At 73.3% G+C, this 17,409-nt stretch carries 15 protein-coding genes; 5 read left to right on the forward strand and 10 right to left on the reverse strand.

Annotated features, from left to right (window positions below; all coding sequences use genetic code 11):
* Nucleotides 1–88 precede the first annotated feature (88 nt).
* The 8 genes from ACFYZA_RS07830 to ACFYZA_RS07865 form a co-directional block, all read right to left on the reverse strand.
* Nucleotides 89–1,063 carry an N-acetylglucosamine kinase gene (locus tag ACFYZA_RS07830; protein ID WP_388488378.1) on the reverse strand — a complete coding sequence of 325 codons (975 nt, stop codon included), beginning with the start codon at nucleotides 1,061–1,063 and terminating at the stop codon, nucleotides 89–91.
* Nucleotides 1,060–2,325 carry a 6-phospho-beta-glucosidase gene (locus ACFYZA_RS07835; RefSeq protein ID WP_388488380.1) on the reverse strand — a complete coding sequence of 422 codons (1,266 nt, stop codon included), beginning with the start codon at nucleotides 2,323–2,325 and terminating at the stop codon, nucleotides 1,060–1,062. The genes ACFYZA_RS07830 and ACFYZA_RS07835 overlap by 4 nt, the downstream gene beginning before the upstream one ends.
* A 6-nt stretch (nucleotides 2,326–2,331) precedes the next feature.
* Nucleotides 2,332–3,219 (reverse strand): carbohydrate ABC transporter permease, encoded by an 888-nt coding sequence (locus tag ACFYZA_RS07840; RefSeq protein ID WP_382588582.1) that lies wholly within the window; start codon nucleotides 3,217–3,219, stop codon nucleotides 2,332–2,334.
* A 1-nt stretch (nucleotide 3,220) separates the two neighbouring features.
* Entirely contained in the window at nucleotides 3,221–4,165 is a 945-nt protein-coding gene (locus ACFYZA_RS07845) for a carbohydrate ABC transporter permease (protein ID WP_388488382.1), read from the reverse strand.
* A 6-nt stretch (nucleotides 4,166–4,171) separates the two neighbouring features.
* Nucleotides 4,172–5,509: an ABC transporter substrate-binding protein gene (locus ACFYZA_RS07850; protein ID WP_388488384.1), complete on the reverse strand. Its 1,338-nt coding sequence runs from the start codon at nucleotides 5,507–5,509 to the stop codon at nucleotides 4,172–4,174.
* 97 nt (nucleotides 5,510–5,606) lie between these two features.
* Nucleotides 5,607–6,809, reverse strand: a complete 1,203-nt coding sequence (locus ACFYZA_RS07855; RefSeq protein WP_382588436.1) for an ROK family protein — start codon at nucleotides 6,807–6,809, stop codon at nucleotides 5,607–5,609.
* 149 nt (nucleotides 6,810–6,958) lie between these two features.
* Nucleotides 6,959–7,609, reverse strand: a complete 651-nt coding sequence (locus ACFYZA_RS07860) for a class I SAM-dependent methyltransferase (RefSeq protein ID WP_388488387.1) — start codon at nucleotides 7,607–7,609, stop codon at nucleotides 6,959–6,961.
* Between the two features lie 83 nt (nucleotides 7,610–7,692).
* Complete coding sequence (locus ACFYZA_RS07865) at nucleotides 7,693–8,760, reverse strand: mechanosensitive ion channel family protein (protein ID WP_388488388.1); 1,068 nt, start codon at nucleotides 8,758–8,760, stop codon at nucleotides 7,693–7,695.
* Between the two features lie 251 nt (nucleotides 8,761–9,011).
* Here ACFYZA_RS07865 and ACFYZA_RS07870 point away from each other — a divergent pair, with 251 nt between their 5' ends.
* Nucleotides 9,012–9,548: an HNH endonuclease gene (locus ACFYZA_RS07870; protein WP_100579663.1), complete on the forward strand. Its 537-nt coding sequence runs from the start codon at nucleotides 9,012–9,014 to the stop codon at nucleotides 9,546–9,548.
* A gap of 61 nt (nucleotides 9,549–9,609) precedes the next feature.
* Here ACFYZA_RS07870 and ACFYZA_RS07875 read toward each other — a convergent pair whose 3' ends face one another.
* Entirely contained in the window at nucleotides 9,610–12,510 is a 2,901-nt protein-coding gene (locus ACFYZA_RS07875; protein ID WP_388488391.1) for a beta-N-acetylglucosaminidase domain-containing protein, read from the reverse strand.
* A 219-nt stretch (nucleotides 12,511–12,729) separates the two neighbouring features.
* On the opposite strand from ACFYZA_RS07875, the gene ACFYZA_RS07880 reads away from it, so the two are divergent.
* Genes ACFYZA_RS07880 through ACFYZA_RS07890 form a run of 3 tightly spaced genes read left to right on the forward strand, consistent with a single transcriptional unit; the run spans nucleotide 12,730 to nucleotide 15,177 of the window.
* On the forward strand, nucleotides 12,730–12,870 hold the full coding sequence (locus ACFYZA_RS07880; protein ID WP_382588585.1) for a hypothetical protein: 141 nt from the start codon (nucleotides 12,730–12,732) through the stop codon (nucleotides 12,868–12,870).
* A gap of 4 nt (nucleotides 12,871–12,874) precedes the next feature.
* Nucleotides 12,875–14,920, forward strand: a complete 2,046-nt coding sequence (gene malQ, locus ACFYZA_RS07885; RefSeq protein WP_388488394.1) for a 4-alpha-glucanotransferase — start codon at nucleotides 12,875–12,877, stop codon at nucleotides 14,918–14,920.
* 20 nt (nucleotides 14,921–14,940) lie between these two features.
* The gene (locus ACFYZA_RS07890; protein WP_382588451.1) at nucleotides 14,941–15,177 is read left to right on the forward strand and encodes a hypothetical protein; all 237 of its coding nucleotides are present in this window, start codon (nucleotides 14,941–14,943) and stop codon (nucleotides 15,175–15,177) included.
* A gap of 228 nt (nucleotides 15,178–15,405) precedes the next feature.
* On the opposite strand, the gene ACFYZA_RS07895 is transcribed toward ACFYZA_RS07890, so the two are convergent.
* Nucleotides 15,406–15,945 (reverse strand): MarR family winged helix-turn-helix transcriptional regulator, encoded by a 540-nt coding sequence (locus tag ACFYZA_RS07895; RefSeq protein WP_388488397.1) that lies wholly within the window; start codon nucleotides 15,943–15,945, stop codon nucleotides 15,406–15,408.
* Between the two features lie 141 nt (nucleotides 15,946–16,086).
* Between ACFYZA_RS07895 and ACFYZA_RS07900 the strand changes: the two genes are divergently transcribed.
* On the forward strand, nucleotides 16,087–17,397 hold the full coding sequence (locus ACFYZA_RS07900) for an MFS transporter (RefSeq protein ID WP_388488399.1): 1,311 nt from the start codon (nucleotides 16,087–16,089) through the stop codon (nucleotides 17,395–17,397).
* Nucleotides 17,398–17,409 lie beyond the last annotated feature (12 nt).

The following is a 17,409-nucleotide window of genomic DNA, read 5'->3' on the forward strand; positions in this document are numbered from 1 at the left end:
TGTCCGGGGCCCCCGCCCCTCGCCACATCCCCACCATGTATACGCGGTGGCGACCCCGACGGTTCCCCAGGGGCCCCGCCCGTCCGGCCTAGGCGTACTGGGCGCGCAGCCGCGTGTACGTGTCGGCGGGCGCCGACAGCTGGTCGAGGCCGAGCAGTGCCGCGCCGAGCACCGGCGAGGTGGTCACCACGAGCGGCTCCGCCTTGGGCGCCCTGGCGGCCAGCAACTCGTGCACTCGGTCGTCGAGTTGGGGGTGGCGGGCCGCGAGCACGCTGCCGCCGAGCAGTACCGGCGCCGGGACGTCGAGCAGGTCGAGCCGGGCCAGGGCGACCGTGGCCAGGGCCACGATCTCCTCGGCCTGCCGCTCGACGAGCGAGCGCGCCACCGCGTCCCCGCCCGCCGCGACCTCGAAGAGCACCGGGCTGAGCTCATGGCGGCGCGCGGCCGGGAGCATCCCCAGGTGCAGCGCCTCGATCAGCTCGTACATCGAGGAGAGCCCGAAGTGGGCGGGCAGCGCGGCCGCGAGCGCGGTCGGGGCGCCCCGGCCGTCCTCGGCGCGCGCCGCGAAGAACAGCGCCTCCTCGGCCAGCCCGCCGCCCCCGCCCCAGTCGCCGGAGATCTTCCCGATCGCGGGGAAGCGGGCGGTGCGCCCGTCCGGGGTCATGCCGACGCAGTTGATGCCCGCGCCGCACACCACCGCGACACCGCGCGGCTCGGCGCCACTGGGCAGCCCGGCGCGCAGTATCGCGAAGGTGTCGTTGTACACCCGCACCGAGTCCCCCCAGCCGCGCCCCTCCAGGGCCGCCGCCAACTCCCGCTCCTCGACGGGCAGATCGGCGTTGGCCAGGCACGCCGAGACGTGTGCGACCCGCAGCGGCCCCGGGACGCGGGAGGCGAGGTGGGCCTCCTCCACCGTGGTGGCCAGCATGCGCAGGGCCACCTCGACGCCGACCACCGGCGGCCGGAAGCCGCCGCCCCTGGCCGTGCCGAGGACCGTGCCGTCCGCGTCGATCAGTGCCACGTCGGTCTTGCTGTTGCCGGCGTCGATCGCCAGCACACTCATGCCCACGAAAGGTGCTCCCGGTTGTGCGCGATCAGCCGGTCGGTGAGCCCGTCGGCGTAGTCGTACTGCCCGACCAGCGGGTGCGCGAGCAGCGCCCGGAACACCCGGTCGCGCCCGCCGCGCAGGGCGGCTTCGAGCGCGAGGTCCTCGTAGGCGGTGACGTGGGCGATCAACCCGGCGTACAGCGGGTCGAGTTCGGGCACCGCCAGCGGCACCGCGCCGGCGGCGTCCACCCGGGCCGGCACTTCGATGACGGCGTCGTCCGCGAGGAAGGGCAGCGTGCCGTTGTTGTACGTGTTCACGACCTGCACGGGGCTGCCCCCGTTGCCGAGCAGCGAGGCCGCGAGGTCGACGGCGGCCTCCGAGTAGAAGGCGCCGCCGCGCTTGGCGAGCAGCTCCGGCTTCTCGTCGAGCTTCGGGTCGCCGTACATCGCCAGCAACTGCCGCTCCATCTCGGCGACTTCGGCCGCCCGGGACGGCTTGGTGCCGAGCTCGCGCACCACCTCGTCGTGCGCGTAGAAGTACCGCAGGTAGTACGACGGCACGACGCCGAGCCGGTCGAGCACCTGGCGGGGCAGGCGCAGGTCGTCGGCGATGGCCTCGCCGTGCTCGGCGAGGAGCCCCGGCAGCACGTTCTCGCCCTCGGGCCCGCCCAGGCGCACCCCCAGCTCCCACGTCAGGTGGTTGAGGCCGACGTGGTCCAAGTGGACCTCTCCGGGCGTCACTTGGAGCAGCGCCGCGAACTTGCGCTGGAGGCCGATGGCCACGTTGCACAGGCCGACCGCCTTGTGCCCGGCCTGGAGCAGGGCGCGGGTCACGATGCCCACCGGGTTGGTGAAGTCGACGATCCAGGCGTCCGGGTTGGTGCGCCGGACGCGCTCGGCGATGTCGAGCACCACCGGCACGGTCCGCAGCGCCTTGGCGAGGCCGCCCGCGCCGGTGGTCTCCTGGCCCACGCAGCCGCATTCCAGCGGCCAGGTCTCGTCCTGCTGGCGGGCCGCCTGGCCGCCCACGCGCAGCTGGAGCAGCACCGCGTCCGCGCCCTCGACGCCCGCGTCCAGGTCGGAGGTGGTGACGATCCTCCCGGGGTGCCCCTGCTTGGCGAAGATGCGCCGGGCGAGGCCGCCCACCAGGTCCAGGCGGTCGGCGGCCGGGTCGACGAGGACGAGCTCACTGATGGGCAGCGTGTCCCTCAACCGGGCGAAACCGTCGATGAGTTCGGGGGTGTAGGTCGAGCCGCCCCCCACTACTGCGAGCTTCATTGTTGGTTAGCCCTTCACTCCGGTCAGTGTGACGCCCTCGACGAAAGCCTTCTGTGCGAAGAAGAAGACGAGGATCACGGGGGCCATGACCAGAACGGTCGCGGCCATGGTCAGGTTCCAGTCGGTATGGTGCGCGCCCTTGAAGGACTCCAGGCCGTAGCTCAGCGTCCAGGACGCCGGCGTGTCGGACGCGTAGATCTGCGGCCCGAAGTAGTCGTTCCAGGCGTAGAAGAACTGGAAGAGCGCGACGGCGGCGATGCCCGGGCGGGCCATCGGCAGCACCACCTTGATCAGCGTTCTGAACTCCCCGCACCCGTCGACCTTCGCGGCGTCCAGGTACTCGTTGGGGATGGTCATCAGGAACTGCCGCAGCAGGAAGATGGTGAACGCGTCGCCGAACGCCAGCGGGATGATCAGCGGCCACAGCGTGCCGGCCATGTCCAGCTGCTTCGCCCAGAACAGGTACATCGGGATGATGATCACCTGGGGCGGCAGCATCATCATCGAGATGACCAGCATCAGCGACAGGTTGCGGCCGCGGAAGCGGAACTTGGCGAGCGCGTAGGCCACCGGCACCGACGACACGACACTGAGCACGGTGCCGAGTCCGGCATACAGCAGGGTGTTCTTCCACCAGGTCAAGAAGCCCGGAGTGTCGAACACCTTGCGGTAGTTGGACCACGCCCAGTGGTGCGGGATCAGGTCCCGGGTCAGGGTCTGCTGGTCGTCCATCAGCGAGGTGAGCAGCAGGAAGACGAAGGGCAGCACGAAGAACAGCGCGGCCGCGACGCCGAGCGAGTGCACCGCGATCCACTGCAGCACGGCCTTGCGGCGGGCCGTTCTGGCCGCCGGGGTGACGGCCTCGGTCTCGGGGGCCTCCAGGGCGTACGTCACATCACTCACCTGCCTGGATCAGTCCGCCGCGGCGCTTCATGAGGAGCGCCGTGAAGACCATGGAGAGGGCGAACAGGACAAGGGCGACCACGCACGCCGAGCCGTAGTCGAAGCGCTGGAAGCCCAGGTTGTAGACGAGCTGGGGCAGGGTCAGCGTGGACTTGTCGGGGTAGCCGGGCTCGAACTGCTGGCCCGAGTTGCCGACGATGCCGGAGGCGACCTTGCCCGCCACCAGCGGCTGGGTGTAGCTCTGCATCGCCTGGATGACCCCGGTGACCACGGCGAACATCACGATGGGCGAGATGTTCGGCAGGGTGACGTAGCGGAACCGCTGCCAGGGCGAGGCGCCGTCCAGCTCGGCGGCCTCGTACTGCTCCTTGGGCACGTCGAGCAGCGCGGCCATGAAGATGACCATCAGGTCCCCGACGCCCCACACCGCGAGGAGGGTGAGCGCGGGCTTGGACCAGGACGGGTCGGTGAACCAGTCCGGGGCCGGGATGCCCAGGTCGCCCAGGAGCGAGTTGACCGGCCCGGTACCGGGGTTGAGCAGGAAGACGAAACCGAGCGTGGCCGCGACCGGCGGGGCGAGGTAGGGCAGGTAGAACAGCGTGCGGAAGACGCCGACACCAGTCTTGATCTTGGTGATCAGCATGCCGACGCCGAGCCCGAACACCACCCGGCAGGCGACCATCACGACCACCAGCCACAGGGTGTTGCGCAGGGCCGGCCAGAACAGCGGGTAGTCGCCGAACACGTACGACCAGTTCTTCAGGCCGTCGAAGGTGGCCGCGCCGAAGCCGTCGTAGTGGGTGAAGGAGAAGTAGACCGTGGAGATCAGCGGATAGGCGAAGAAGACGCAGAAGCCGATCAGCCAGGGCGACAGGAACGCCAGGGTCCGCAGCGCCGAGCGGCGGTGCTTGGAGCGCAGTGTGTACGTGGTGCTCATCGCGGGCTACTTCGCCTGCGCGATCGCGGCGTCGATCTCCTGGGCGGTCTTGGCGAGACCGGCCTTGATGTCGGTCTGCTTGCCGCTCTCGACGTCGTAGCCGAGGTTCTGCAGCGACACCAGGTACTGGCCGCCGTTGACGGAGGCAGGAGAGGTGGTGGAGTTCGGGTTCTGGGCGATGTCCAGGAAGGTCCTGAAGCGCGGGTCGGCCTGCAGCTTGGGCGACTTGAGGGCCTCGAAGGTCGAGGGCACGTTGTGGATGGCGTTGGCGAAGTTCACCACCGCGTCCGTGTCGGTGGTCAGGAACTTCACCAGCTCCCAGGCCGCGTTCTGCTTCTTCGAGGTCGCCGCGATGCCCGCGATGGTGCCGGTCAGATAGCCCTTGCCGTGCGTGGCCCTCTGGTCGTCCGGAACGGGCAGCGGCGCCACCCCGATGTCGAACTTCGGCTTGCTGTCCAGGGCCATGCCCAGGCGCCACTCGCCGTCCATCGCCATGGCGACCTGGCCGGTGTTGAACGGGTTCTTGTCGCCGTACTCCTCGCCGAAGGCGGTGCGGTACTTCTCCAGCTTGGCGAAGCCGCCGAGGCCGTCGACGAGCTGCTTCTGGAAGGCGAGGCCCTTCTCGAAGGCCGGGTCCTTGACGATGTTCGACTTGCCGCTCGCGTCGAAGTACGTCGGCGACCACTGCGCCAGGTAGTGCTCGGTCGTCGTCTCGTAGGCGTGGTAGTTCGGCATGAAGCCGAGCTGCTCGTAGGAGTCGCCCTTGGGCTTGGTCAGCGCCTTGGCGTCCGCCTCGAACTCCGACCAGGTGGTGGGCGGGGCGTCGATCCCGGCCGCCTTGAAGGCGTCCTTGTTGTAGTAGAGCGCGTAGGAGTCGCCGAGCAGCGGCAGCGAGCAGCGCTTGCCCTGGAACTGGGTGTACTCGTTCATGGTCTTGGGGAACGTCTTCGCCGGGTCGATGCCGTCCTTCTTCAGGAACGGGGCGAGGTCGACGAAGGCGTTGGACGAGCAGAACTTGCCGACGTTGTTCGTGGTGAACGACGACACCACGTCCGGGGCGTTGGAGCCGCCCGCGCGCAGCGCCTGGTTGATCTTGTCGTCGTTGATGTTGCCGACGACCTTCACGTGGATGTTGGGGTGGGCGCTCTGGAAGGCGTCCACCTCGGCCTGGATGGCCTTGACCTCGTTGGGCGCGCTCCAGCCGTGCCAGAAGGTGATCGTCGTGTCCTTGGACGCGTCGTCCTTGGCGCTGGTGTTGCTCTGGCCCGTACAGGCGGAGGCGAACAGGGCTATCGAGGCGGTCGCGGCCAGTACGGCGGCCGACTTCCGGCGGAATGCGGGCATGGCGGTGTCTCCCGGGGAGGGCGGTGGAGGGGCGGGGATGGTTTCGGCGCGGGGCGGGGGCGGTTCGGCGCGAGATGGCGGGCGGGGCGGGGGTGGGTCAGCGCGAGGTGTCGAAGACCTCGTCACGCGTGGTGGCGAGCGCGGCCTCCAACGCGCCGCGCAGCACGGGCAGTTGGGTCACCTCGCCGATGACGAGCCGGGGCCGGGAGGCCGCCAGCTCGCCCAGCTCGGTCTGGACGAGCTCGCGCAGCGGCTCGCCCCCGGCGGCGAGCAGCCCGCCGGAGAGCACGACGAGCTCGGGGTCGAGCACGGCGACGAGGGAGGCGAGGCCGGTCGCGAGCCCGGTGGCGAAGGCCTGGAGGAGCCGGCGCTCGGGGCCGTCCTGGGCTTCCGCGCCGCGCGCGATCAGGGCGGTGGCCACGTCGTTCGTGTTTCCGCCGGGGACGTCGGTGACGCCGAGCTCCCGGGCGAGCCGGGGCAGCGCCTGGCCGCCGGCCAGCTCCTGGAAGCCGCCCGAGTTGGCCTTGGTGACATGGCGTACGAGCGGGGCGCCCGGCACCGGCAGGAAGCCGACCTCGCCCGCGCCCCCGGTGAAGCCGCGGTGCAGCCGGCCGCCGATCACGAGCGCGGCACCGAGCCCGCCCTCGTTCCACAGCAGCACGAAGTCCTCGAGTCCGCGGGCCGCGCCCAGGCGCTGCTCGGCGATGGCGGCGAGGTTGACGTCGTTCTCGTACTCGACGGGCATCGGCAGGGCCCCGGCGAGTTCGTCGAGCAGGGTGGGGGAGTGCCAGCCCGGCAGGTGGGAGGCGTAGCGCAGCCGTCCGGTGCCGGGGTCGAAGGCGCCCGGGGTGCCGATCACGACCCGGTGCAGATCGGCCCGGACGAGCCCGGCCGCCTTGGCGGCGCCGTCCAGCGCGCCGGTGACCTGCCGCACCACCGACTCGGCGCGCCGCCCGGGGGTCGCCACCTCGAACTCCCCGACGACGCCGCCCGCCACATCGGCGACGGCGGCGCGGATCCGCTCGGGCGTGACGTCGACTCCCGCCACGTGGGCGGCGGTCGCGTTGACGGCGTACAGCTGGGCGTTGGGCCCGGGCCGTCCCTCGGTCGTGCCGGTGGCGACGACCAGCCCGGCCGCCTCCAGGCGCGCGAGGAGCTGGGAGGCGGTGGGCTTGGAGAGCCCGGTGAGCTTGCCGATCCGGGTCCGTGAGAGCGGCCCGTGCTCCAGGAGCAGATCGAGCGCGGCCCGGTCGTTCATGGCGCGGAGTACGCGCGGAGTCCCCGGGGTAGTACCGGCCACGACGGATCCACCTGCCCTTCGGGCGCCCGCTTTCCCACTGCACTGTTAGGAAAGTTTCCTGTTGGTTGTGAGGAACGTAGGGCGCACGTCATCGGCACGTCAATGGGCCGGGCCGGGGCGGCTACCAAAGCGTTATCTGCGCGCGGGTCCTAGGCCTTGCGGGCCAGCAGGTGGACTTCCTTGAACTGGCGCCGGTCGGTGGGCAGGGGCTCGCGGACCAGGCGGGCCGCCTCGGTGAGGCCGGAAGCGCGCAGCAGGGCGGAGAGGTGGTCGGGCCACCAGCGGTAGGCGGGCGCGACCGCGTGGTCGAAGACCTGCGTCGGGCAGGACGCGTCGTCGCTCGCCGAGAAGCCGATCAGGAGGTGGCCGCCGGACGTCAGGACGCGGCTGAACTCCCTTGCGATGGGCGGGAGTTCACTGGGCGGCGTGTGGATGACGGACCAGCGGGAGAGGATGCCGTCCAGTGAGCCGTCGGCGATCTCCAGGGCGGTCATCGACCCCACGCCGAACTGGAGCCCCGGGTAGGCCTGTTGAGCCAGCTCGACCATCGCGGGGGAGGCGTCGACACCGAAGGCCGCGAGCCCCAGCCCTTCCAGATGGGCGGTGACATGCCCCGGCCCGCACCCCAGGTCCGCGACCCGCCGGCCCCCGCCCGCACGGACCGCCTCGGCGAAGACGCCCAACATGGCCCGGTCAAGCGGGCTGTCACGCAGTGAGTCGCGGAACAGCCGCGCGTAGGCGGGGGCGGCGGCGTCGTAGGCGTCGCGGGTGACCGCGAGGGAGTCGTCGTGTCCGGGCATGCGCGCGAGAGTAGTTCAGCCCTCGGCCCCGAACAGCGGCGCGCCCGAGGGGAACCCCCTCGGGCGCGCTCGTGCCGCCGCGGCTACTTCGACAGATTCGGGTTCGGGTTCGGGATCGGGGCCGTGGCCAGGGACTGCGGGGAGGTCGGGTTGTTCAGGGCGGAGGGGGCGGCGACCGAGGCCGAGGGGTCGGTCGCGGCCGGCTCCTCCGCCAGCGGCAGGCCGCCGACGATGCGGATGCCCGCCGCGTCCAGGGCGATCTTGATCCGCCAGCGCAGCTCGCGCTCCACGCTCAGCGCCTTGCCCGGCATGGTCTTCGCCGAGACGCGGACCACCATCGAGTCGAGCAGCACCTCGTCGAGGCCGAGGATCTCCACCGGGCCCCACAGGCGCTCGTTCCACGGCTCTTCCTTCGCCATGGACTCCGTCGCCTCGTTGATCACCGCACGCAGCCGCTCCAGGTCCTCGCTGGCGCGGACCCGCACGTCGACCCCGGCCGTCGCCCAGCCCTGGGACAGGTTGCCGATGCGCTTGATCTCACCGTTGCGGACGTACCAGATCTCGCCGTCCGCGCCCCGCAGCTTCGTCACGCGCAGGCCGACCTCGATCACCTCGCCGGAGGCCACCCCCGCGTCGATCGAGTCGCCGACGCCGTACTGGTCCTCAAGGATCATGAACACGCCGGACAGGAAGTCCGTGACCAGGTTGCGGGCGCCGAAACCGATCGCCACGCCCGCCACGCCCGCCGAGGCGAGCAGCGGGGCCAGATCGATGTTCAGGACGCCGAGGACCATCAGGGCGGCCGTGCCCATGATGAGGAAGGACGCCACCGAGCGCAGGACCGAGCCGATGGCCTCCGAGCGCTGGCGGCGCCGCTCGGCGTTCACGAGCAGGCCGCCGAGCGCGGTGCCCTCGACCGCCTGGGCGCTGCGGTTCATCCGCTCTATGAGCTTGGTCAGGGCCCGGCGCACCAGGACCCGCAGGACCGAGGCGATGACGATGATCAGGAGGATGCGGAATCCGACGTACAGCCACGTCGACCAGTTCTGCTCCACCCACCCGGCGGCCTCGGTGGCCGACTTCTGGGCGTCCTCGAGCGTCGCGGGTGTGGGCGGCGGCGATCCGTCGGCCAGGACGGCGGACCAGTTCACGGCAGGAACCTCCAGCGTTGCGGTGCCGGCGAAGGCGATGGCAGACCCACCACACTAACGGGGCAAGAGCTGTGCTCCGTTGACGTGTTCGGGGGAGAGGGCCCTGCGGCCTGGGAAAGAAGGGTGTGTGGTCGAAAACACTTCGAGCCCGTTACCCGGACGTGGTGGCGCTTCGACCAGGCATGAGGAGAGACTGGAGAGCAGATCGTCCCGGCGCGAGCCACGCGCCGCCGGCGTAATAGGAGGCACCCGTGCCGCACGTCCTGGTCCTCAACGCGTCGTACGAGCCCCTCGGCGTCGTACCGCTCCGCCGCGCGCTCGTCCTCGTCCTCGAAAACAAGGCCGTCAGCCTCGAGGAGTCCGGCGCCTTCCTGCACAGTGCGACCCGGGCCGTGGCCGCGCCCAGTGTCGTCCGGCTCAAGAGGTTCGTGCGGGTCCCCTACCGGGGGCCCGTTCCACTGACCCGCCGTGCCCTGTTCGCCCGGGACGGTGGCCGCTGCATGTACTGCGGTGGCGTCGCAACCAGCGTCGACCACGTCATCCCGCGCAGCCGTGGCGGCCAGCACGCCTGGGAGAACGTCGTCGCCGCCTGCCGGCGCTGCAACCACGTCAAGGCGGACCGCCACCTCCTGGAGCTGGGCTGGCGCCTTCGCCACCAGCCCGCCCCGCCCACCGGCCTCGCCTGGCGGATCATCGGCACGGGCCACCGCGACCCGCGCTGGCTGCCCTACCTCCAACCCTTCGGCGCCGATGACGCCCTGGCCCGGATCGACGGCATCTCCGCCTGAAGCGATCCGGGCCCTGTCGTTCCCGGGGCCTGTCGTCCCCGGGACCCCGTCGTCCCGGGGCTCAGCCCCCGACGGCGTACGCCTCCACCGACCACAGCGAACAGTCCGCGCCGGACGGCCGTCCCCCCACCTGGACCCGGATGAAACGAGCGTCCGGCGCGTCCAGCGGCACCGCCTCACGCCCGCCCCGGCCGCCCACTACCGTCGCCGCCGTACGCCAGCTACGCCCGTCGGACGACACCCGCACCGCATAGTGCCCGGCACCGGCGCCCCGCCACTGGAGCACCACCTTGCCGACCCGTGCGGGACCCGCGAGCTCGGCCTGCCACCAGGCGCCGTCCCCCGGCGGCGCGGTCCAGCGGCTCGCCGGGTCGCCGTCGGCCGCGGCCCGCGCCGGGGAGGCGGCGTCCGCGTCCCCGGACGAGGTCGCCTTCGCCCCCGCGATCAGATCGGGCCCGCCGGTACGCGGGAAGGCCCGCACGGTCAGGGTGGCCTCCCGGCCCGCGAAGAACAGCGGCACCCGGTAGGTGCCCGCGGGCGTGCCCCGGGCCACCCTCACCTCGACCGGCACGTCCGCACTGGTCCCACGGGCCACCGCCGTGTCCCGGGGCAGGCGCACCGCGATGCCCCGGGGCGCCTTCGCGGTCAGCGCGCCCCGCACCGCCGCCGGCCCCATCGCCGCGACCGAGGCGGTGACGCGCCGGGCCGCCCCGCCGATCTCGGCGTCCACCGGGGTGCCGCCGAGCGCGAGATGGGCCCGGGGCTCGTCCGCGTACCAGGGCACCAGACGCCGCACGCCGGAGGCGCCGCCGTGGACCCGTACCGCGTCCGCCCGTACCCCGCGCGCCGCGAGCTGGGTCCACCCGGAGGCGTCGAGCGGGCCCAGGGTGTGCCAGTCCTCGCCCGGGACGTGCGCCTGGACCTCGCCCGTGGTGCCGGGCTCGGCCAGGACGGTCAGGGCCAGGACCGGGCGGGCGGCGTCGAACGCGACCGTGTGGGCGTCCGGCGACCTGGTGACGCCGGCCGGCGGATGGTCCGCGCCGGTCCAGGCGTCGGCCGCCCGGCCCGCCCGGTCCAGGAACGCGTCCAGGATTCCCTCGCCGACGGTGACCGGGGCGTCCTTGATCTCGTCCCGCAGCGGGGCCAGCGCGAGGGAGGCCCGCCAGGCCGCCGCGCCGTCGCCCGCCGACTGGGCCCTCAGCACATCGACGGCGAGCTCACCGGCCCGCCCGTACCGCGCCAACTGGTCCAGCCAGGGCGCCAGTTCGGCCCCCACCTCCTGCTGGGCGAGCCGCTGCCGAGCCTGCCGCAGCACCGTGAACGCGGCCCGCAGCTCCCCGGCCGCACGATCGCGCGCCACCGCGTCCGGGCCGGGGCGCGCCGTCCAGAAGGCGGCCACGAACGGCCGCAGGTACGCCGACTCGGGGCCCCCGAGCACCGACGAGGCGTCGTTGCCCGCCACCGCCCCCAGCGCCTCGCGCACCCCCGGATCGCCGCCCGCCAGATCGTCGACGGCGGCCCGCCAGGACCGCTGCGGCCGGTAGGCGCGCGGATTCCAGGCGTAGTCGGCCGCCGTGAACAGCGGGACGCGGGACGCGGCGGGCTGCCGCATCGCACTGGCGAGCAGCGCCGCCGAGCCCTCCGCGACGGCCGGCTCGCGGCCGGTGTACGGGCCGAGGAAGACCCGGCCCGGCGCGTAGTCGTTGACCGGATAGTTGTCCATGGTCAGGAGCGGATGGCCGAACGCGGCCCGGGTGAGCGCCAGTTGGGCCCCGGTGATGGTCTTCGGCACGACCCCGACCCCGGTCCAGGCGACCTGGACGCCCGGGGCGAGGGCGTTCGCGAGGGCGACCCGGTAGTCGGTCGTACCGTCCTGGTAGTACTCGGCCGGGAGGAGCGAGAGCGGCTCGGAGCCGGGGTGCGCCGAGGCGAGGTGGGCCGCGACCGCGTTGGCCACCCGGGCGTGCGCGGCGGCGGCGGCCCCAGGGCCCGAGCCGAACGTTTCCGCGTCCGCGCCGCAAGGCCACTCGCTGTAGGAGACGTCCGGGAACTGCAACTGGAACGCCCGCACCCCCAGCGCCCACATCGCGTCGAACTTGCGGTTCAGGCGCCCCACATCCGCGTCCGACGACAGGCACATCCCCGGCCCGGGCGCCACCGCCCAGGCCACCGTCACATGGTTGCGGGCCGCCCGCTCGGCCAGCGCCCGGAAGGCGTCCCGCTGCCCGGCGGGGTAGGGCTCGCGCCAGCGGGCCTGGCGGTAGGGGTCGTCGCCCGGCGCGTACAGATAGCGGTTCTGCTTGGTGCGGCCCATGAAGTCCAGCTGGTCCAGGCGCTGTTGGAGGTTCCAGGCGGGTCCGTAGAACCCTTCCGCGATGCCTCGCACGGCGGTGCCCGGCCAGTCGCGCACCGCGACGCCCGGGATCCGCCGCTGTCCCCGCGCGTCCCTGCCGACCAGCTGGCGCAGGGTCTGTGCGGCGTGGAACAGGCCGTCCTCGCCGGCCCCGTCGAGCGCCACCGTGTCCCGCCCGTCGACCCGGCCCACCCCGATCCGGTAGCCGCCGGGCGGCAGATCGCCCCGCGCGGGCGCCCGCAGCGCCCGCAACGCGTCCGCCGCCCCGGCCCCGCCGATCCGGAACACCGGCCCGCTGCCCGGCAGTTGGCGGTGCGCGGTACGCACCCCGGCCGCCCGCAGGAGGTCCTCGACGGCGTGGACGGCGTACGGATCGGCGCCCGGGCCCGCGAGCAGCACCGCCTCGCCGCCGACCGCGACCGGGGCGCCCGTGGGTCTCATCGACTGCGGCCGGGGCCACACCTCGGGCAGCGGACCCGCGTCCAGGGCCGGATCCAGGGCGGTGTGGGCGGGCCCGGGGGCGGCGAGCGCCCCGGGCGCCGAACCGATCAGCCCGCCGACCAGAGCGGCCGCGAGCGCCGTCACCGTCCTTCCGCGACCGACGTGCACGGCCCGCCCCTCACATGACACGGCGTGACCGCCCGTTGACGTGGTGTGAGCGACGAGCCCATCACCCGTCTGCCGAAGGTGTCAACGCGGGTGGCCGATGTGTCTGATATGCCTGATGAGATGGACTCGGTACGAGCTTGTGCGCGGCGGTACGTCTGGCGGGCCGTCCTCTGGGTAGGGCATCCCTGTTCCTGCCGTCCACCGAAACTGGAGGCCCCCGTGGTCGCCCCCGCCCCCGAGCAGCCGCTGACCAGCGAGCCCCCGATGGCCGACGCCGAGCCCCTCATCAGCGAGCCCCCCATGGCCGAGCCCCCGCTCACCAGCGAGCCGACGCCGGTCGCCGCTGCCGCGGGGTTCTGAGGCCATGACCCTGGCCCGGCTCGCCGCCCGGCACGGCGTGGCCACGTCCTACTCCCCGTCGGCGGGCATCACCGTCGACGTGCCGGACGCCACGGTGGTCGCCGTCCTCGCCGCGCTCGGCGTGGACGCGTCGACCCCGTCCGCGCTCCGCCGGGCCCTGGCCGATGCCGAGGCCGCCGAGGCGAACCGCCTGCTGCCCCCCACCCTGGTGCGCTGGGGCGACGGGCCGGTCCCTGGCCTCCCCGACGGGCTGACGGTGACCGGCACCCCGGTCGACCAACTCCCGCTCGGCGTACATCAGTTGGACGTACGCCACCGGGACGGCCGCACCGCGACCGCGACGCTCGTCGTCGCGCCGCGCGCCGTGCCGCAGCCCTCGGGCCGCACCCACGGCTTCCTCGTCCAGCTCTACTCCCTCCTGTCGAGCCGCTCCTGGGGCATGGGGGACCTCGGCGACCTCGCCGAGCTCGCCTCCTGGTCGGGCCGCACCCTGGGCTCGGGATTCGTGCAGGTCAACCCGCTGCACGCGGCGGTGCCCGGCACCCCGACCGATCCGTCCCCCTACCGGCCGTCCTCGCGCCGCTTCCCGGACCCCGTCCACCTGCGCGTCGAGGACATCCCCGAGTACGCCTACGCCACCGACCGCGCCCGGCTCGACGAGCTGACCGAACGCGCCGCCGCCCTGCGCCAACGGGTCCTCACCAAGGGCGAGTTGATCGACCGGGACGCCGTGTGGGAGCTCAAGCGCGAGGCCCTCGACGTCCTGCACCGGGTGCCGCTCGGGCCGGGCCGCCGGGCCGCGTACTGCGACTTCCTCGCCGAGCAGGGCCAGGCCCTCGAAGACCACGCCACCTGGTGCGCGCTCGCCGAGCGGTACGGGCCGCACTGGCGGCGCTGGCCCGAGGGGCTGCGCGATCCCCGCTCCGCCGCGACCGGCCGGGCCCGGCGCGAACTCATCGACCGCGTCCACTTCCACTCCTGGCTCGCCTGGCTCACCGACGCCCAGCTCGCCGCGGCCCAGCGCGCCGCGCGGGAGGCGGGCATGCCGCTCGGCCTCGTCCACGACCTCGCGGTCGGCGCGCACCCCGAGGGCGCCGACGCCTGGGCCCAGCAGGACGCCTTCGCGCCCGGCATGTCCATCGGCGCGCCCCCGGACGCCTTCAACGCGCTCGGCCAGGACTGGGGCCTGCCGCCCTGGCGCCCCGACGTCCTCGCCGCCTCGGGCTACGCCCCCTACCGGGGCCTGCTCCGGAACCTGCTGCGGCACGCGGGCGCCCTGCGCATCGACCACGTGATGGGCCTGTTCCGGCTCTGGTGGGTGCCCGAGGGGCTTCCGCCCACGGCCGGCACCTACGTCCACTACGACGCCGAGGCGATGCTCGCCGTCCTCGCCCTGGAGGCGCACCGCGCGGGCGCCGTCGTCATAGGGGAGGACCTCGGCACGGTCGAACCCGGCGTGCGCGAGGCGCTCGCCGAGCGGGGCGTGCTCGGCACGTCCGTGCTCTGGTTCGAGCGCGACTGGGCCGGTACGGGCCGGCCCCTGGCCCCCGAATCCTGGCGGCCCGGCTGTGTGGCCACCGCCACCACCCACGACCTGCCGTCCACCGCGGCCCGCCTCACCGGCGAACACGTCCAGCTCCGGCACCGCCTCGGCCTGCTCACCAGCCCGCTCGCGACGGAACAGCGCGCCGCCCGCGCGGAGGTGTCCGAGTGGCTCGGCTACCTCGAACGCCTGGGTCTGCTCCCGGACGCCCCCGGCGACGAGGAGGCCGAGATCCGCGCGGTCTACCGCTTCCTCCTTCGTACGCCCGCGCATCTCGTCGGGGTGTGGCTGCCGGACGCGGTGGGCGACCGCAGACCGCAGAACCTGCCGGGGACGTGGGACCAGTACCCCAACTGGCGCCTGCCGGTGGCCGGGCCCGACGCCCAGCCCCTGACCCTGGAGGCGATCACGGCGTCGCCTCGGCTGCACGCCCTGATGCGGGTGTTCCGGGGCGGGGACGAGGGCGGAGGCCCCCGTACGGCACCCCCGGGCGCGCGCCCCTCCTAGGCGTTCGCTAACTTTGCACCGTGGACAAGAAGAACGCCCTGCGCGCCGGCGCCGTAGCAGCCGGTACGACGCTGATGATGCTGCTCATGTCGTCCCCGGCGCTTGCGCTCACGCGCGATGACGGTGACGATCCGGGGTCCGGTCTGAGCGTGATCGACACGATCGGTCTGTTCGTGGTCGCGCCGCTCGCGCTGTTCGCGATCATCGCGGGCCTGGTCATGGTCCTGGACAAGTCCCGAAAGCCCAACAAGGCGTAGCCCTCGCCGGGCGTGCGGGGGATGGGGGGCGCTCGGCCCTCCACCCCCGACCCCGGGATGCCCGCGTCCCGGCCCCTGGGGCCTCAGACGCCGGACGGGCTGAAATGCCCCGGTGCGGGCCGGCACCAAGTAGTTGGGGGCGCGGGGAACCGCGTGAACGGCCCCTACGGTCCGCAGCCGAAAGAAAGGGGGCCCGGGGGCGAAGCCCCCGGAAGCCCACCCACCGCCTCAGTGCGCCGCCAGCAACTTCCTCAGCAGCGCCGAGAGTTGAGCCGTCTCCGCCGGATCCAGCGCGGAAAACAGAACCTCCGTCTGCGCCGCAAGCCCCGCCGCCACGGACTCGTCCACCAACCGCAGCCCCTTCTCCGTGAGACTCACCCGGAGCCCCCGCCGATCCGCCGGGTCCGGGCTGCGCAGCAGCAGGCCCGCCTTCTCCAGCTTGTCCAGGCGCCCCGTCATCCCCCCCGTCGTCAGCATCAGCGTCGCCGAGAGCTGACGCGGTGAGAGCGTGTACGGCTCGCCCGAGCGCCGCAGCGTCGCGATGACGTCGAACTCGCCGCGCCCGATCCCGAATCGCGCGTACTCCTTGTCCATCCGGTCGCCCATCGCGCGCGCGATCCGGTAGATCCGCCCGTACACCGCCATCGGCACCGTCTCGAGGTCGGGACGGACCTCCGCCCACTGCGCGGTGATCGCGTCGACAGCGTCCGGAGCCGGAGAGCCCGGGGAAGCCGGAGAAGTCGCGGAAGTCGTCTTTGCCGTCGTCATGGGAGCCAGTATCCGAGCAAGGTCGGTCGGGCGCAAGAAAGTTGCTTGACGATAAGTAGCTTAGAGGTAAGCTACTTTCCGTCGAGCAGTTGAGCAGTCGGTCGACGCCAGCCACCGCCACCGTCCCGCCCGGGAGCCCCCATGCGTACGTTCCGCACCCGCCGCCGTACCCGCACCCCCCGCATAGCCGGGGAGCGCCGCATGCTCGTCGCGATGGCGGTCGACGCGACCGGCTCCGGGATGTACGTGCCGTTCAGCCTCGTCTTCTTCCACCACGTCACCGGGCTCGCCTTCGCCACCGTCGGCCTCGTGCTCACCGTCGTCGGACTGCTCGGGCTCGGCGCGCTGCCGCTCGCGGGGGCGGCGGTCGACCGGTACGGGGCGCAGCGCGTGCAGCTGCTGCTCTACGGGGTGCGGGGCACGGGCTTCCTGCTCTACCCGTTCGCCCACTCCCTGCCCGCCTTCGCGGCCGTCGCGCTCGCCACCGCCTTCGGCGACCGGGCCTTCCCCGCCGTACAGCAGTCCCTGATCGGCGAGGTCGCCCAGGGCGCCGACCGGGACCGCCTCCAGGCCTCCTCGCGCGCCCTGCGCAACGGCGGGCTCGGCGCCGGCTCGCTGCTCGCCTCACTCGTCGTCGGCCTCGCGGGGGACGCCGGGTTCACGGCGGCGGCCTGGCTGAACGCGGCCAGTTTCGCCCTCGCGGCCCTGCTGATGCGGGGCGTGCGGGCCGAGCGGCAGGTGCCGACGGCCGACGCGGCCAAGCCGTCCGCCGGCTACCGGCAGGTCTTCGCCGACCGGCCCTTCCTCGGCCTCACCGCCGCCAACTTCCTCAACGCGCTGGGCTATTCGGCCCTCTCGGTCCTCTTCCCGCTGTACCTCACCACCTGGCTGCGCGGGCCGCAGGCCATCACCGGCACCGCGTTCACGCTGAACACCGTGATGTGCGCGGCGGGCGGGGTCGTCATCGCCGCCCGGGTCCGGGCGCGCGGCGCCCGGCGCACCCGCTCCGCGGCGCTCGGCTCGCTCCTGTTCGCCGCCGCCTTCGCCGCCCAGATCCTGCTCGGTACCTTCCGGCCCGGCTCGGGGATCGTGCTCGGCGGGGCCCTGATGGTCATCGTCGCCCTGTACACGCTGGGCGAACTCGTCCACAGCCCCTCGGCCGGTGCGCTGTCGGTGGCCGCCGCGCCCGAGGCGCTGCGGGGCCGCTACCTCGCGGCCTACCAGCTGTCCTGGTCGCTGTCCGCCGCCGTCGCGCCGTCGCTGTTCACCGCGCTGATGACGGTTGACGGCCGCCTTCCCTGGGCCCTGCTCGTAGGGACGTCCCTGACGGCCGCCGTGGTCGTGGTGCGCCTTGAGCGGGTGCTGCCCGCCGGGGCCGTGCGGGTCGCCCCCGCCGTGCCGGTCACCGCCGTGCGGGCCGCGTCCCCGGTGCCGGTCGTCGCCGCCCGCTGAGCCGCCCCCGTC

Origin of the sequence: Streptomyces sp. NPDC001828, assembly GCF_042892175.1 — a bacterium.
Lineage (GTDB): Bacteria > Actinomycetota > Actinomycetes > Streptomycetales > Streptomycetaceae > Streptomyces.

Bases quoted from the DNA above. Each gene is read 5' to 3' on its own strand.
- ACFYZA_RS07830 (WP_388488378.1), bottom strand. From the start codon at position 1,063: ATGAGTGTGCTGGCGATCGACGCCGGCAACAGCAAGACCGACGTGGCA.
- ACFYZA_RS07835 (WP_388488380.1), bottom strand. From the start codon at position 2,325: ATGAAGCTCGCAGTAGTGGGGGGCGGCTCGACCTACACCCCCGAACTC.
- ACFYZA_RS07845 (WP_388488382.1), bottom strand. From the start codon at position 4,165: ATGAGCACCACGTACACACTGCGCTCCAAGCACCGCCGCTCGGCGCTG.
- ACFYZA_RS07850 (WP_388488384.1), bottom strand. From the start codon at position 5,509: ATGCCCGCATTCCGCCGGAAGTCGGCCGCCGTACTGGCCGCGACCGCC.
- ACFYZA_RS07860 (WP_388488387.1), bottom strand. From the start codon at position 7,609: ATGCCCGGACACGACGACTCCCTCGCGGTCACCCGCGACGCCTACGAC.
- malQ (WP_388488394.1), top strand. From the start codon at position 12,875: ATGACCCTGGCCCGGCTCGCCGCCCGGCACGGCGTGGCCACGTCCTAC.
- ACFYZA_RS07895 (WP_388488397.1), bottom strand. From the start codon at position 15,945: ATGACGACGGCAAAGACGACTTCCGCGACTTCTCCGGCTTCCCCGGGC.
- ACFYZA_RS07900 (WP_388488399.1), top strand. From the start codon at position 16,087: ATGCGTACGTTCCGCACCCGCCGCCGTACCCGCACCCCCCGCATAGCC.